Below are 13,700 nucleotides of genomic sequence, written 5' to 3'. Positions count from 1 at the left end.
GTATTTGGGATGTTGAGTTATTTTATGCTATTGAGATTATACAGTCATAATCTCTTTCTCTTTAATTTCTAAAAGAGACTCGGTTTTTTTTACGTAAAGATCTGTTAGTTTCTGAATATCAACTTCGGCAGTCTTTTGTAAATCTTCAGAGATATCAGTATCTTTAATATCGTGATTGGCATCTTTACGAGCATTTCTGATTGCTATTTTTGCATCTTCAGATTCTGCTTTTGCTTGTTTTGCTAAATCTCTTCTACGTTCTTCCGTCAATGGTGGTACATTAATAATAATTAAGTCACCGTTATTCATTGGGTTGAAACCTAAATTAGCAATCATGATTCCACGTTCAATTTCTTGAAGCATATTTTTTTCCCAAGGTTGAACAGAAATTGTTCTACCATCTGGTGTATTAACATTTGCAACTTGGCTAAGTGGTGTTTGAGAACCGTAGTAATCTACCATTACACTTCCTAGCATAGCAGGACTTGCCTTACCTGCTCTAATGTTAGAAAATTGCTTTTCAAGATGTTTTAAGGCAGCATCCATTGATTCTTTTGTGCTGTCTATTATAAATTTAATGTCTTCGTCCATAGTTGAAAATCTTAATTATATATGATCAAAATTTAAGCTAATATTATAAATCTACTTTCGTTCCTATATTTTCTCCAGAAACAACTTTTAGTAAATTTCCTTTTTTATTCATATCAAAAACAATAATAGGTAATTCGTTTTCTTGACTTAGTGTAAATGCTGTTGTATCCATTACTTTCAGTCCTTTCTTTAAAACATCTTCAAAAGTAATATCGTCAAATTTAACAGCAGTTGTGTCTTTTTCTGGATCTGCATTGTAAATACCATCTACACGAGTTCCTTTTAAGATGACGTCTGCTTCAATTTCTATAGCTCTTAATACTGCTGCAGAATCTGTTGTGAAGTAGGGATTACCTGTTCCTCCACCAAATATAACGACACGCCCTTTTCTTAAATGGCTCATTGCTTTTCGTCTTATAAACGGTTCGGCAACTTCATTTATTTTAATTGCTGTTTGTAAACGTGTTTTAATATCCGCATCTTCTAATGCATTTTGCAATGCTAAACCATTAATTACCGTTGCTAACATCCCCATATGATCGCCTTGTACACGATCCATACCATGCATAGCACCTGCAACACCTCTAAAAATATTTCCGCCACCTATAACTATAGCAACTTCAACACCTAATTCTGTAATTTCTTTAATGTCTTTAGCATATTCAGATAAACGTTCAGGGTCTATTCCGTATTGGCGACTTCCCATTAAGGCTTCACCTGATAATTTAAGTAATATTCTTTTATATTTCATTAGATCGTTTCTATTGCAGTTAAAGGGCTAATGTTATGTATTAGATAACATTTGTTTTGAAATAAGTAGGTATTTATGACTTACTTCATTCAATGATTTAAAAGTTGAGCAAAGCTACGTAATTATTAGCATCTGTAAAAGTGAAAAAAAACACAAAAGGATATTTTATTTATTAATTCTTATTCTCCTTGAAAACCTTGCTGTTTCGTTACTCTGTTAAAAACAAAAAACCACTATTCCGTAAAGAATAGTGGTTTTTAATATATAATTTCTGTTTATAAAGATAAGATTATCCTACAGAAGAACGTTTAAAACCAGTAACAGTAACGTCACCATAAGTTTTAACGTAAGCAGCAACAGTTTGCTTTTCGTCTTTGATAAATTTTTGATCTAATAAACATTTTTCTTGATCTAATGTTGTGTTATCAGAAATGAAACGCTCCATTTTACCAGGTAAAATTCTATCCCAGATTTGTTCTGGTTTACCTTCAGCTTTTAATTCAGCTTTTGCAGCTTCTTCAGCTTCAGCAATAACTTCAGGAGTTAATTGAGCCATAGAGATGTAACTTGGTACATTCTTTAAGGTTTTACCTAAACGACCTAATTCAATATTATCTTTTTCAATAACTGCGATACGAGCTTCAGTTTCTGAGGCAACAAAAGCAGGATCAAAATCTTTATAAGATAATGTAGATGCTCCCATAGAAGCAACTTGCATTGCTACATCTTTAACTAAAGTTTCAACGTTATCTACTTTTGCAGATAAACCAACTAAAGCAGCAATTTTATTAATATGAACATATTGTCCAACATAAGGAGCTTCTAATTTTTCAAAAGAAGTGATTTCTAATTTTTCACCAATAACTCCAGTTTGCTCAACTAATTTTTCAGCAACTGTCATTCCTCCAAAATCAGCAGCTAAAAATGCTTCTTTAGAATCTGCAGTTAAAGCAATATCACCTAATTGGTTAGCTAATGCTACGAAGTTATCATTTTTACCAACAAAGTCAGTTTCACAACCTAATACAATAGCAACACCAGCAGTGTTATCTGCATTGATTTTTGCAATTGCAGCACCTTCAGAAGAATCTCTGTCAGCTCTTTTTTCTGCTACTTTTTGACCTTTTTTACGTAAAACTTCGATAGCTTTATCAAAATCACCACCAGCTTCAACTAAAGCTTTTTTACAATCCATCATTCCAGCACCAGTTGCTTGTCTAAGCTTGTTTACCTCTGCTGCAGTAACTTTTACAGTGTTTTCCATAGTTTCTAATTTAAAAAAGTCGAATAATTAATTTTCTACAAAGAAAAGAACTAAACGACTTTTGAATATTTTCTAAATGTTATTTATTCTTCTTCTTGATCAGCATCTACAGCTTTTTCTGCTTTAGCAGCAGGTTGAGCTTTAGCTTCTGGTTTTTGAGATTTTGCATCTTTCTCAGCACGTTCAGCTTTTCTTTCGTTTAAACCATCTGCTACTGCAGAAGTTACGATAGATAAGATTTTGTCGATAGATTTAGAAGCATCATCATTAGCAGGGATTAAATAATCTACTTCACGAGGATCAGAGTTTGTATCTACAATTGCGAAGATTGGAATATTTAATTTCTGAGCTTCTTTAATTGCAATATGCTCACGCATAATATCTACAACAAATATAGCACCAGGTAAACGTGTCATATCAGAAATAGAACCTAAATTCTTTTCTAATTTTGCACGTAAACGATCTACTTGTAAACGTTCTTTTTTAGATAAAGAGTTAAATGTACCATCTTTCTTCATTCTATCAATAGTAGCCATTTTTTTAACGGCTTTTCTGATAGTTACAAAGTTAGTTAACATTCCACCAGGCCAACGCTCAGTAATATAAGGTTGGTTTACTGCTGCTGCTTTTTCAGCAACGATGTCTTTAGCTTGTTTTTTTGTTGCAACGAATAAAATTTTCTTTCCTGATGCTGCTATTTTAGCTAAAGCTTCAGAAGTCTCTTCTATTTTTGCTGCTGTTTTGTAAAGGTTGATAATATGGATACCATTACGTTCCATATATATATAAGGAGCCATGTTTGGGTTCCACTTACGTGTAAGGTGACCGAAGTGTACACCTGCTTCAAGTAATTCTTTTACTTCTACTTTTTCCATTTTGTAATAGTTTACGTTCTGTTAAATTAGCAATGGTTGAGTGGTTGCTTTTGCTCGCCTCAATCATTTAGATGCTAAACTTTAAATTCTGAAACAATTTCAGAATTAATTCAATAAAATAAAATAATTCAGAACCTGATAAATCAAGTCCTGAATTAAATGTTGTTTGGATATTAACGTTTTGAGAATTGGAATTTCTTTCGGGCTTTTTTCTGTCCGAATTTCTTTCTTTCTACCATTCTTGGATCTCTCGTTAATAGACCTTCTGGCTTTAATACTAATCTGTTTTCAGGATCAATTTCGCACATAATACGAGATAAACCTAAACGTATTGCTTCTGCCTGGCCGGTGATACCACCTCCATATACGTTAACAGTAATATCAAAGTTGCCATCATTGTTAGTCAAGGCTAAAGGTTGGTTTACTTTATACTGCAAAGTTGCAGTAGTAAAATAATCCGCCATGTCTTTTTTGTTTACCGTGATTTTGCCACTTCCTTCAGCAAGGTACACACGAGCAACAGCCGTCTTTCTACGGCCAATTTTGTGAATTACTTCCATTTAGTTAATTTCTTTTAAATTAATTGTTTTAGGTTTTTGAGCCTCGTGAGAGTGCTTAGTACCTGTAACAACTGTTAAATTTCTAAAAAGAGCCGCTCCTAATTTGTTTTTAGGTAACATTCCTTTTACTGACTTTTCTACTAATCTGTTTGGGTCTTTCTCAAACAATTCAGTAGCTGTCAGACTTCTTTGACCACCTGGATAACCTGTGTGACGGATATAACTTTTTTCCGTCCATTTGTTACCCGTTAAGTTGATTTTTTCAGCATTGATAACTATTACGTTATCACCGCAATCAACGTGTGGCGTAAAATTAGGCTTGTGCTTACCTCTTAAAAGTATTGCTACCCTTGAAGCTAGGCGACCTAAAGTTTGTCCTTCAGCGTCAACTAAAACCCACTCCTTATTAACGGTAGCTTTGTTTGCTGAAACTGTTTTGTAGCTTAATGTGTCCACACTAATTTGATTTATAATCGCGCCTTAAATGACGCAATTGATTAAACATTCCTCTTCAAAAAAGAGTTTGCAAATTTACGATAAAGAATGGATAAACCAAATCTTAATGAAATGTTTTTTTATACTGAAAATCAGACGGTTTAAAAAACAACCATATATATTAGTTTTTTGTCGCTCTTGTTAGTCTGTCATTTATAGATTTACCTAAACCAAAATCTGGGAATTCTTCAGTAATAATGATGTCTAAATCTTGCTTGTCTAATTGGTGTAATGCATCGTAGAGATGTGATGCTGCTTCTGCCATATCACCTTTTTCTGAAAGTATAATTTGTGAAGAAATATTGGGTGATTCAATTTTAGTTTTAAAAACTAAGACGCCAATACGTTTCTCTTTTTGAAGTTTTACAGCTTCAAAAACGTTATTTGTTAAGATGGTTTTTGTCTTTGGTGCATAATGACGTGCTAACATTCCTGGAGCATTTGGGAAGTCTGCTGTCTGACTCTTAACGGTATTTTTTATTTCTATTTTTCCAACTACAGCTTCAATATCTTCTAGTGCTGTAGAACCTAATCTATATATAATAGGTTCGTCATTTTCAAATCCTATAATAGTAGATTCTATACCACTTGTACAATGTCCGCCATCTAAAACCATTTTAATACTATCCTTAAAATAAGTTTCTACATGTTCTGCTGTGGTTGGACTAATACTACTAAAAGGGTTGGCAGATGGTGCTGCTAACGGAAAATCTAATTGATTTAATAATTCTAATATCGTTGGGTGATTTGGTACGCGTACGGCAACGGTATCTTTGCCGCCAGTAATTAAATCAGGAATCGTATTTTGTTTCTTTAAAACCAAAGTGATTGGCCCTGGCCAAAAAGCCTCGGCTAACAATTGTGCTTTTTTAGGAATGTAAGCAACAATATTTGGCAACTGGTCTATAGAAGGGATATGAACAATAAGCGGATTAAAAAATGGACGCTTCTTCGTTTCAAAAATAGACTTTACAGCTTTTTCACTGTAAATGTTTCCCGCTAAACCATAAACAGTTTCTGTTGGTATCGCTACAATGTCTTCCGCATTTAATAAGGCGATAGCTTTTGATATGTCTTTTGAAATAATACTCATAATCTTAAAAATACCTTGCAAAATTACTTCAAAATCTAATACCACTAAGATTTAAGACGCTTATTTTTATTTTCCTTTTTTTGTTGGTAAAGCGCATAGCCTAATACAGCCATTTCTAGACCTAAGATGGCAATCTTTGCCTTTTTACTTTTTGTAAATGCGCTAGTTAATCCTAATATTTTAGTAATTATCATAATTGTTGATATTGATTCATCACTAAAATTAAAGGATTTAATGCGTTCAGGTTAACTTAATAGCATTTAGAGTTGACTGAAATACAGACTGATATTATTTAGTAAACAAATTCTAGATGATGTCTTTCCATTTATTAGTTTTGCAAATTCAAAATTCAGAATATGATTTCAGTAGATAATTTAGCGGTAGAATTTAGTGGGCACACGCTTTTTAGTGACGTGTCTTTTACTATTAATGAGAATGATAAAATTGCCTTAATGGGTAAAAATGGCGCAGGAAAGTCTACTATGATGAAAATTATAGCTGGTGTTCAGAGTGCTACGCGTGGTAATGTAAGGTTCCCAAAAGATGCTGTGATTGCTTATTTGCCACAACATTTATTAACGGAAGATGATACGACTGTTTTTGATGAAGCGTCTAAAGCATTTAAGCATGTGTACGAAATGCGTGACGAAATGGAAGGTCTTAACAAGCAATTGGAAATAAGAACCGATTACGAGTCTGATGAGTACATGAAAATCATTGAGCGTGTTTCTGATTTAGGTGAGAAGTATTACGCTTTAGAAGATGTAAATTATGATGCTGAAGTAGAAAAAGCCTTAAAAGGTTTAGGATTTAAACAGGAAGATTTTACGAGACTTACCAGTGAGTTTTCTGGTGGTTTCCGTATGCGAATTGAGCTGGCTAAAATTTTATTACAAAAACCAGATTTAATTTTATTAGATGAGCCTACCAACCATATTGATATAGAATCGGTAATTTGGTTAGAAGATTTTTTACTGAATAAAGCTAATGCCGTTGTGGTTATTTCTCACGATAGAGCGTTTGTAGATAACATTACCAATAGAACTATTGAAGTAACTATGGGGCGTATTTATGATTATAAAGCAAACTATACACATTACCTTCAATTACGAGAAGACAGACGCATACATCAAGTAAAAGCGTACCAAGAGCAACAAAAATTTATTGCAGATAATATGCAATTTATAGAACGTTTTAAAGGTACATATTCTAAAACCAACCAAGTGACGTCTCGCGAGCGTATGCTAGAGAAATTACAGATCATTGAGATTGATGATGTAGATACGTCGGCATTAAAATTACGTTTCCCAGCGACGCAGCGTTCGGGTGATTACCCAGTAACGGTTAAAGAGGTTTCTAAATCTTATGATAATCATATAGTGTTTAATGATGCTAATATGTCTATCGCTAGAGGTGAGAAAGTCTGTTTTGTAGGTCGAAATGGTGAAGGAAAGTCGACGATGATTAAAGCTATTTTAGGCGAAATTGATGTAGATGGAACTTGTAGTTTAGGTCATAATGTGAAAGTTGGCTATTTTGCACAGAACCAAGCGGCTTTGTTAGACGAAGATTTAACTATTTTTCAAACGGTTGATGATGTAGCTAAAGGCGATGTAAGAACTCAGATTAAAAGTATCTTGGGTGGTTTTATGTTTAAGGGCGATGATATTGATAAAAAAGTAAGTGTACTTTCTGGTGGTGAAAAAACCAGATTAGCGATGGTGAAGTTATTATTAGAACCAGTAAACTTATTAATTCTCGATGAGCCTACCAATCACTTAGATTTAAAATCTAAAGATGTGTTGAAGGAAGCACTTCAGAATTTTGATGGGACTTTAATATTGGTGTCTCACGATCGTGATTTCTTACAAGGCTTATCTAAAAAGGTTTTTGAATTTAAAGAAAAACGCGTGATTGAGCATTTTGAAACAATTGACGCCTATTTAGAGCGTAATAAAATTGAAAGTATAAAAGCGCTTAACTTATAAATTCAGCAGAATTTTAGACTAAAACATTGGTCTTAGCAGATGTGCCCGCGTTAGTGATGGAGGCATTTGTTGAAGCTCTTTTTGTATTGTTGCACTTATGCAATACAAAAAAGCGACTGCCGAAAGCACGACCCCTGGGTAACGCCCAAATAAAATACCTTAACTTTTTGTACTGCCTAAGCGGCAATATTTTAACTACTTTTGCAACGTGAAGAACGAATTACAACTTTCAGATTGGTTACCTACCACAAACAAAGAGGTGAAAATTCGCGGATGGGAAGCACTCGATGTGATCCTGTTTAGCGGAGATGCTTATGTAGATCATCCAACATTTGGTCCTGCGGTTATAGGACGTATGTTAGAGAGTTTTGGGTTACGCGTCGCTATTGTGCCGCAACCTAATGTGAAAGATAATCTTCAGGATTTTGTGAAAATGGGGAAACCAAAACTATTTTTTGGTGTTACAGGTGGCTGTATGGATCCTATGATTAGCAATTATAACGCAAATAAAAAACGTAGAGATAAGGATGCATATACGCCTAATGGAGATATTGGGTTTAGACCCGATTATGCAACAAGCGTTTATACTAATATTTTAAAAGAAAAATGGCCAGATACACCGGTTTTAATTGGTGGTATTGAAGCATCATTACGTCGTGTTACACATTACGATTTTTGGAGTGATAAGCTAATGCCTTCTATTTTAGAAACGTCTAAAGCAGATATGTTAGTGTACGGAATGGGCGAGCAACCTTTGCGTGAAGTAGTGCGTTTACTAGAAAGAGGAGTGCCTTTTAATAGTATAAATACGGTTTTACAGACAGCAGTACTTTTAAAAGAAGACGAAAAAATACCTAAGAATAGTAATTGGGAAGATATTGAAATCTCTTCGCATGAAGTTTGTCTAAAAGACAAGAAGAAATACGCTTCTAATTTTAAGGTGATTGAGCAGGAATCTAATAAGTTGGCTGCAAGACGAATTTTTCAGAAAATAGGGGATAAGACCTTGATGATTAATCCGCCCTACCCAACCATGACGGAAGCCGAAATTGATGCGTCTTTCGATTATCCATATACACGATTACCACATCCTAAATATAATAAGCGAGGACCGATCCCTGCGTTTGAAATGATTAAGTTTTCCATCAATATACACCGTGGGTGTTTTGGTGGTTGTAGCTTTTGTACCATTTCTGCACACCAAGGAAAATTTATCGCGTCTCGTAGTCAAGAGTCTATTTTAAAAGAAGTAGATACGGTGGCCAATATGCCTGATTTTAAAGGGTATTTGTCTGATATTGGTGGGCCAAGTGCCAACATGTATCAGATGAAAGGGAAAGTGCAATCTATTTGCGACAAGTGTGTGGCGCCGAGTTGTATTTCGCCTGTAATTTGTAGTAACTTAGATACGTCTCACAAACCGTTAACGGAATTATACCAAGCGGTAGATAAGCATCCAAAAGTGAAGAAATCATTTATCGGTTCGGGGATTAGACATGATATGTTGGTGCCAGAATTTAATAAAAATGCCGATCCTAAAGAGTTAGATGATTATACGGAAGAAGTGATGACGAAGCATGTTTCTGGCCGCCTTAAAGTAGCACCAGAACATACGAGTGATCCAGTTTTAAAGTTAATGCGTAAGCCGTCGTTTAAGTACTTTCATAAGTTTAAAGAACGTTTTGATAAGATTAATATTAAGAAAGGTTTAAAGCTTCAGTTGATTCCGTATTTTATATCGAATCACCCCGCTTGTGAAGTGGAAGATATGGCTAATCTAGCTGCTGAAACTAAAGATATGGGTTTCCAGTTAGAGCAAGTACAAGGTTTTACGCCAACACCAATGACGGTTGCTACGGTTATTTATTATAGTGGTTACCATCCTTACACTTTAAAGAAAGTCAACACGCCTATTACTAAAAAGGAAAAGGACGAACAACACCGTTTTTTCTTCTGGTACAAGGATGAAAATAAAGCGTGGATTAAAAAGACCTTAAACAAATTAGGCCGTGAGGATTTACTAAGCGTTCTACTCCCAGAGAAAACCGAAAAGTGGCAGAAGAATAAACCCAAAGGTGATGCTAAAAACACCTTTAATGATGCCGTTCCTTTTAATCAACGTAAGCCTGAGGATAAGGTGAGATTTAAGGGTAAGAAACGCAATAAGGCTAAGAAGCGACGTTAGGGATATTGAAAGAGGATTAGTGAGTTGGATAACCCCCTTCAGGTCCCCTTGAGGGGACCTGAAGGGGTGTAAAAAATAGTTCATTTGAATTAAGGGGATTAATCTACAACTTTACCCAACAGAAAGTTTAGCTGCATCTTTCCATAAATAATGAGGCATTGGTTCTAATAGTTCCCAATTAATATTCATTGGTTTAGAGCCGTAATGGTCTTTTAATTCGCCTTCACCAATAAATACATATCCATTTGTATTACCGAATTCGTTTTTTGCTTTTTCACGGACAAAAAGTAATATTCGCTTTTCTTGCTCTTTATGTTTTATATAAGATAACCCTTTTCCTGAATCTGGTCTTGCTGAGTTTTGTGTTTGCCAATGAAACAATAATTCGTTTACAGCATAATCGTCGTACATTGTGGTTGGTGAAAAATTCTCTTCAGATTTAATTAAATTGATAAATAATAGTTCTGTATTTAAATCCTTATTTTCTGCTGTGCCTTCTCTATTAGACGATTTTTTATCAAAATCACTAAGTCTAAAAGCAGCTAAGATTTGGTCTCTAGTATAACGGCTATGTAATTTTAAAGGTTGTTGATATGGAAGATTAATTGGTAATTCTTTGAAATCTATATTTTCAATTAAGAATTCTAAAACTTCTTTTATTTCTTCAACTAAAACAGTGTTTGTCCCAATTTCTTTAATACTTTTTTCTAATGAATCAAAACCACCTTCTTTTTGCCAAACATCATAATGTAACATTAAAAGCATTGTGTTTTCATTTTGATTTAATTCGGAAAGAGTTACTTTAAAATTCTGTTTAGTAATTTTTAAAACGAATGAAAAATAACTTAATGAATTTGTTGAAAGCCATTTGTTTGAAATAGCAGAAACGATAGCTTTTTCGTTTTCAGAATTAAAATCATTTATTTTCCCTGCTAGTTGGCATAAGCGTTTCCAACTTCCTCTTTTGTAAATAGATTGTATGGGGATATTGTAAAACTTGCTAAAGTTACCAATGGTTAACTGTAAATTAGTATCGTGTTGAAATTGTTGAATTTTTTGAATTAATTTATTCTTATTTAAAGAAGTTGCAGCCGAAATGTTTTTAAGAATAGTGTCTTTTGTTTTCTTCTCTAATATAATTGAGCAACCTAAAGGAAGATGTGGGAAATCATTTTCAATTTCTTTTAAAACAGTTGTATTTGTTTTTCCTATTAAAGCTCTAAATTTACTTTCAAAATTATATTCAGGTTTAGAATTTCCAACAAAATCTAAAACAGTTAAGCAGTCTTTTTCTTCATGAAGTCTCAAGCCTCTTCCTAATTGTTGTAAGAATACAGTTAGACTTTCTGTTGGTCTTAAAAATAGTACGGTGTCAATTTCAGGAATATCAATTCCTTCATTAAACATATCGACAACAAAAAGATAATTAATCTCTTTCTTTTCTAGTTTCTGTCGAATTAAAACTCTGTCGTTACTGTTTGTACTTGTAAGGTAATCTGCTTTTAAACCTGCTAAAGTAAATTTTTCTGCCATGTATTTGGCGTGTTCCATAGAAACACAATAGCCCAAAGTTCTAACATCGTTTATATCTTTGGTGTATTTGTCTAAAGCATCTATAACCTCTCTAATTCTTTTGTCGTTTCCTGTGTATAAATTAGTTAATTCACTGGCAACATATTTACCTCTTGCCCAACTTACATGTGTTAAGTCAATACTGTCTGTAATTCCAAAGTATTGAAACGGACAAAGCAATTTTCTATTCATTGCTTCGGGTAATCTTATTTCTGCTGCTATTTTATTGTCAAAATCTTCAAGAGTATCTCCGCCATCCATACGTTCGGGCGTTGCTGTAAGTCCAAGAAGTATTTTAGGTTTAAAATAATTAATTATTTCTCTATAACTATTTGCGGTTTGATGGTGACATTCATCAATAATTATATAATCGTAATATTCCGGTGTTAGGTTGTAGTTTTTAAATTGATTATTGACAGATTGAACTGAAGCGAATACAAATTCAAAATTATCAGGAGCCATGCCGTCAACCCATAATTCGCCTATATTATTGTTTCGTAAAACACCTTGAAAAGTAGATAATGATTTTTGTAGTATTTCTTTTCTATGTGCTAAAAATAGTAGTTTAGACGATTTATTGTTTTGTTTAAAACGTTTGTAGTCAAATGCAGAAATTACTGTTTTTCCTGTTCCGGTTGCGGCAACAACAAGGTTTCTAAATCTATTATGTACAGTTCTTTCTACTTCTAATTTTTCTAAAACTTCATTTTGATATGGAAAGGGTTTTATATCAAATAAAGCGGTTGTGTTCTCGTAAGGCTTACTGAATTTACTTTGTTTTAATGCGTTTTGAAGTTTTTCTTTATGAATAGAATCATCAAATAATTCAAAATCATCACTTAGCCAATAGGCATCAAATGTTTTTTGAAACTTATCTATAATATGCCCAACCTCTTTGGTTGTTACTTTTAAATTCCATTCTAATCCGTCGGTTAAAGCAGACCTTGAAAAATTAGAAGAGCCAATATAAGCTGTATGAAATCCTGTATTTCTGTAGAATAAATATGCTTTAGCGTGTAATCTTTCATTACTTGTATTATAAGATATCTTAACTTCTGTATTTGGAAGTTTAGAAAGTAATTGAATTGCTTTATAATCTGTAGCGCCTATATAAGTGGTAGTAATTATATTTAATTTTCCGCCACGTTCTGTAAATTCTCTTAACTCTTTTTCGAGAATGATAATTCCTTTAAACTTTATAAAAGAAACTAATAAATTTATCTTATTAGAAGATAGAATCTCTTTTTTGAGCTCACTTTCTAAGGATAAACCTCCATTACCGCCAGTAAATAATTCACTTTGCGTTAATCTTGTGTATGGTGTTATTTCTTTAAGATGAAGGTCTAGATTTGTAAAATGAGCATCTGTTTTAGAAAACACAGCTTTTAAAATTTGCCCTTCAATATTTACTAAATCATCTTCAAACTCTTGATTGTTGAGTTCTTCTTTTAATAATCTAATAATTTTATTAGCAATTGAAATTTGTTGTTCTACTTTATTTCCACCTTTTATAAGCTGAAAAGCATGTTTTAAAGTTTGCGATAAATGTTTAGAGAGAACGGTTGAAGCTTCTTCTTTATCAATGATATTTTTCTTTAAGTAGAATTTTTCATTATCAAGCGTCTTCAGTTTTTCAGAGACCAGTTGCGTGATTAATTCTTCATAAATACCTTGATTCATAATGCTAAAAATTCTTTTAAAACAGGTAAATCTGCTTCAGCCCAATCTAAATTAAGTAATTCTTTTTTATTAGTGATAACAAAATCAGAATGTTCACTTAGTTTTAATTCACCTGAAAGATATTCTGCAATAAAAGGAATTAATTCAATCTTAAAATCTGGATATTGATGAACTACAGGAGTAAGCCTTTTGTTAACTTGAATTTTGATGTTTAATTCTTCAAATATTTCTCTTTTAATACAATCAATTTCAGTTTCTCCTACTTCAATCTTACCTCCTGCAAATTCCCATTTCAACGGGAGTTTCATGGTTTCACTTCTTTGAACAGCTAAAACTTTATCATTAAATTGAATGATAGCACAAGTAACCGAAATTGTTTTCATATTCTATGCCGCTAACTTAACCTCAGTTAAGAAATCATCGACTGCATCCTCTGAGTCAAAATGATAATTACTTTCTGATTTATTAAGAAAAAAGTTTACCAAATCGATATAATTTTTAAATAGCCTAAATGAAACTCCTTCATAATTATAAATGAAGAAAAGGTCGCTTAAATTTTTATTTGAAACTAAGACTGTTTCAATAGTTCTTGATGCTCTTAGATATTCTGTTTGTATCGTTTTGTATTCGTTCATTTTTGAGATAT

The 13,700-nt window shown here is 33.1% G+C and carries 13 protein-coding genes; 2 read left to right on the top strand and 11 right to left on the bottom strand.

Features of this window, described 5'->3' with window-relative positions:
* Nucleotides 1–36: 36 nt before the first annotated feature.
* The 8 genes from frr to H0I32_RS06075 form a co-directional block, all read right to left on the bottom strand.
* A complete protein-coding gene (frr, locus tag H0I32_RS06110; RefSeq protein WP_173588379.1) occupies nucleotides 37–591 on the bottom strand; it encodes a ribosome recycling factor in 555 nt (184 codons plus the stop codon).
* A 43-nt stretch (nucleotides 592–634) separates the two neighbouring features.
* A complete protein-coding gene (gene pyrH / locus H0I32_RS06105; RefSeq protein WP_173588380.1) occupies nucleotides 635–1,342 on the bottom strand; it encodes a UMP kinase in 708 nt (235 codons plus the stop codon).
* Between the two features lie 289 nt (nucleotides 1,343–1,631).
* Nucleotides 1,632–2,606 (bottom strand): translation elongation factor Ts, encoded by a 975-nt coding sequence (tsf, locus tag H0I32_RS06100; RefSeq protein WP_179312634.1) that lies wholly within the window; start codon nucleotides 2,604–2,606, stop codon nucleotides 1,632–1,634.
* 83 nt (nucleotides 2,607–2,689) lie between these two features.
* Entirely contained in the window at nucleotides 2,690–3,481 is a 792-nt protein-coding gene (rpsB, locus tag H0I32_RS06095; RefSeq protein ID WP_173588382.1) for a 30S ribosomal protein S2, read from the bottom strand.
* Between the two features lie 173 nt (nucleotides 3,482–3,654).
* The gene (gene rpsI, locus H0I32_RS06090; RefSeq protein WP_092465616.1) at nucleotides 3,655–4,041 is read right to left on the bottom strand and encodes a 30S ribosomal protein S9; all 387 of its coding nucleotides are present in this window, start codon (nucleotides 4,039–4,041) and stop codon (nucleotides 3,655–3,657) included.
* Complete coding sequence (rplM, locus tag H0I32_RS06085) at nucleotides 4,042–4,497, bottom strand: 50S ribosomal protein L13 (protein WP_173588383.1); 456 nt, start codon at nucleotides 4,495–4,497, stop codon at nucleotides 4,042–4,044.
* Between the two features lie 160 nt (nucleotides 4,498–4,657).
* Nucleotides 4,658–5,629, bottom strand: a complete 972-nt coding sequence (locus H0I32_RS06080; RefSeq protein ID WP_179312636.1) for an L-threonylcarbamoyladenylate synthase — start codon at nucleotides 5,627–5,629, stop codon at nucleotides 4,658–4,660.
* 44 nt (nucleotides 5,630–5,673) lie between these two features.
* The gene (locus tag H0I32_RS06075) at nucleotides 5,674–5,823 is read right to left on the bottom strand and encodes a hypothetical protein (RefSeq protein ID WP_173588385.1); all 150 of its coding nucleotides are present in this window, start codon (nucleotides 5,821–5,823) and stop codon (nucleotides 5,674–5,676) included.
* Nucleotides 5,824–5,985: 162 nt separating this feature from the next.
* On the opposite strand from H0I32_RS06075, the gene H0I32_RS06070 reads away from it, so the two are divergent.
* Both H0I32_RS06070 and H0I32_RS06065 read left to right on the top strand, forming a co-directional pair.
* A complete protein-coding gene (locus H0I32_RS06070) occupies nucleotides 5,986–7,617 on the top strand; it encodes an ABC-F family ATP-binding cassette domain-containing protein (RefSeq protein WP_179312638.1) in 1,632 nt (543 codons plus the stop codon).
* Nucleotides 7,618–7,825: 208 nt separating this feature from the next.
* Nucleotides 7,826–9,802: a YgiQ family radical SAM protein gene (locus H0I32_RS06065; RefSeq protein ID WP_179312640.1), complete on the top strand. Its 1,977-nt coding sequence runs from the start codon at nucleotides 7,826–7,828 to the stop codon at nucleotides 9,800–9,802.
* 111 nt (nucleotides 9,803–9,913) lie between these two features.
* Here H0I32_RS06065 and H0I32_RS06060 read toward each other — a convergent pair whose 3' ends face one another.
* From H0I32_RS06060 to H0I32_RS06050, 3 genes are read right to left on the bottom strand one after another with little or no spacing between them, the layout of a single operon-like run.
* Nucleotides 9,914–13,054 (bottom strand): DEAD/DEAH box helicase, encoded by a 3,141-nt coding sequence (locus tag H0I32_RS06060; RefSeq protein WP_179312641.1) that lies wholly within the window; start codon nucleotides 13,052–13,054, stop codon nucleotides 9,914–9,916.
* The gene (locus H0I32_RS06055; protein WP_179312643.1) at nucleotides 13,051–13,437 is read right to left on the bottom strand and encodes a (deoxy)nucleoside triphosphate pyrophosphohydrolase; all 387 of its coding nucleotides are present in this window, start codon (nucleotides 13,435–13,437) and stop codon (nucleotides 13,051–13,053) included. The genes H0I32_RS06060 and H0I32_RS06055 overlap by 4 nt, the downstream gene beginning before the upstream one ends.
* 3 nt (nucleotides 13,438–13,440) lie before the next feature.
* Nucleotides 13,441–13,689 carry a hypothetical protein gene (locus H0I32_RS06050; protein ID WP_179312645.1) on the bottom strand — a complete coding sequence of 83 codons (249 nt, stop codon included), beginning with the start codon at nucleotides 13,687–13,689 and terminating at the stop codon, nucleotides 13,441–13,443.
* Nucleotides 13,690–13,700: the final 11 nt, after the last annotated feature.

It is taken from the genome of Winogradskyella sp. HaHa_3_26, assembly GCF_019278425.1.
Taxonomy (GTDB): Bacteria; Bacteroidota; Bacteroidia; order Flavobacteriales; family Flavobacteriaceae; genus Winogradskyella; species Winogradskyella undariae.
Note: the sequence above shows the minus strand (reverse complement) of the source record. Positions and strands in the feature narration are given on the sequence as shown.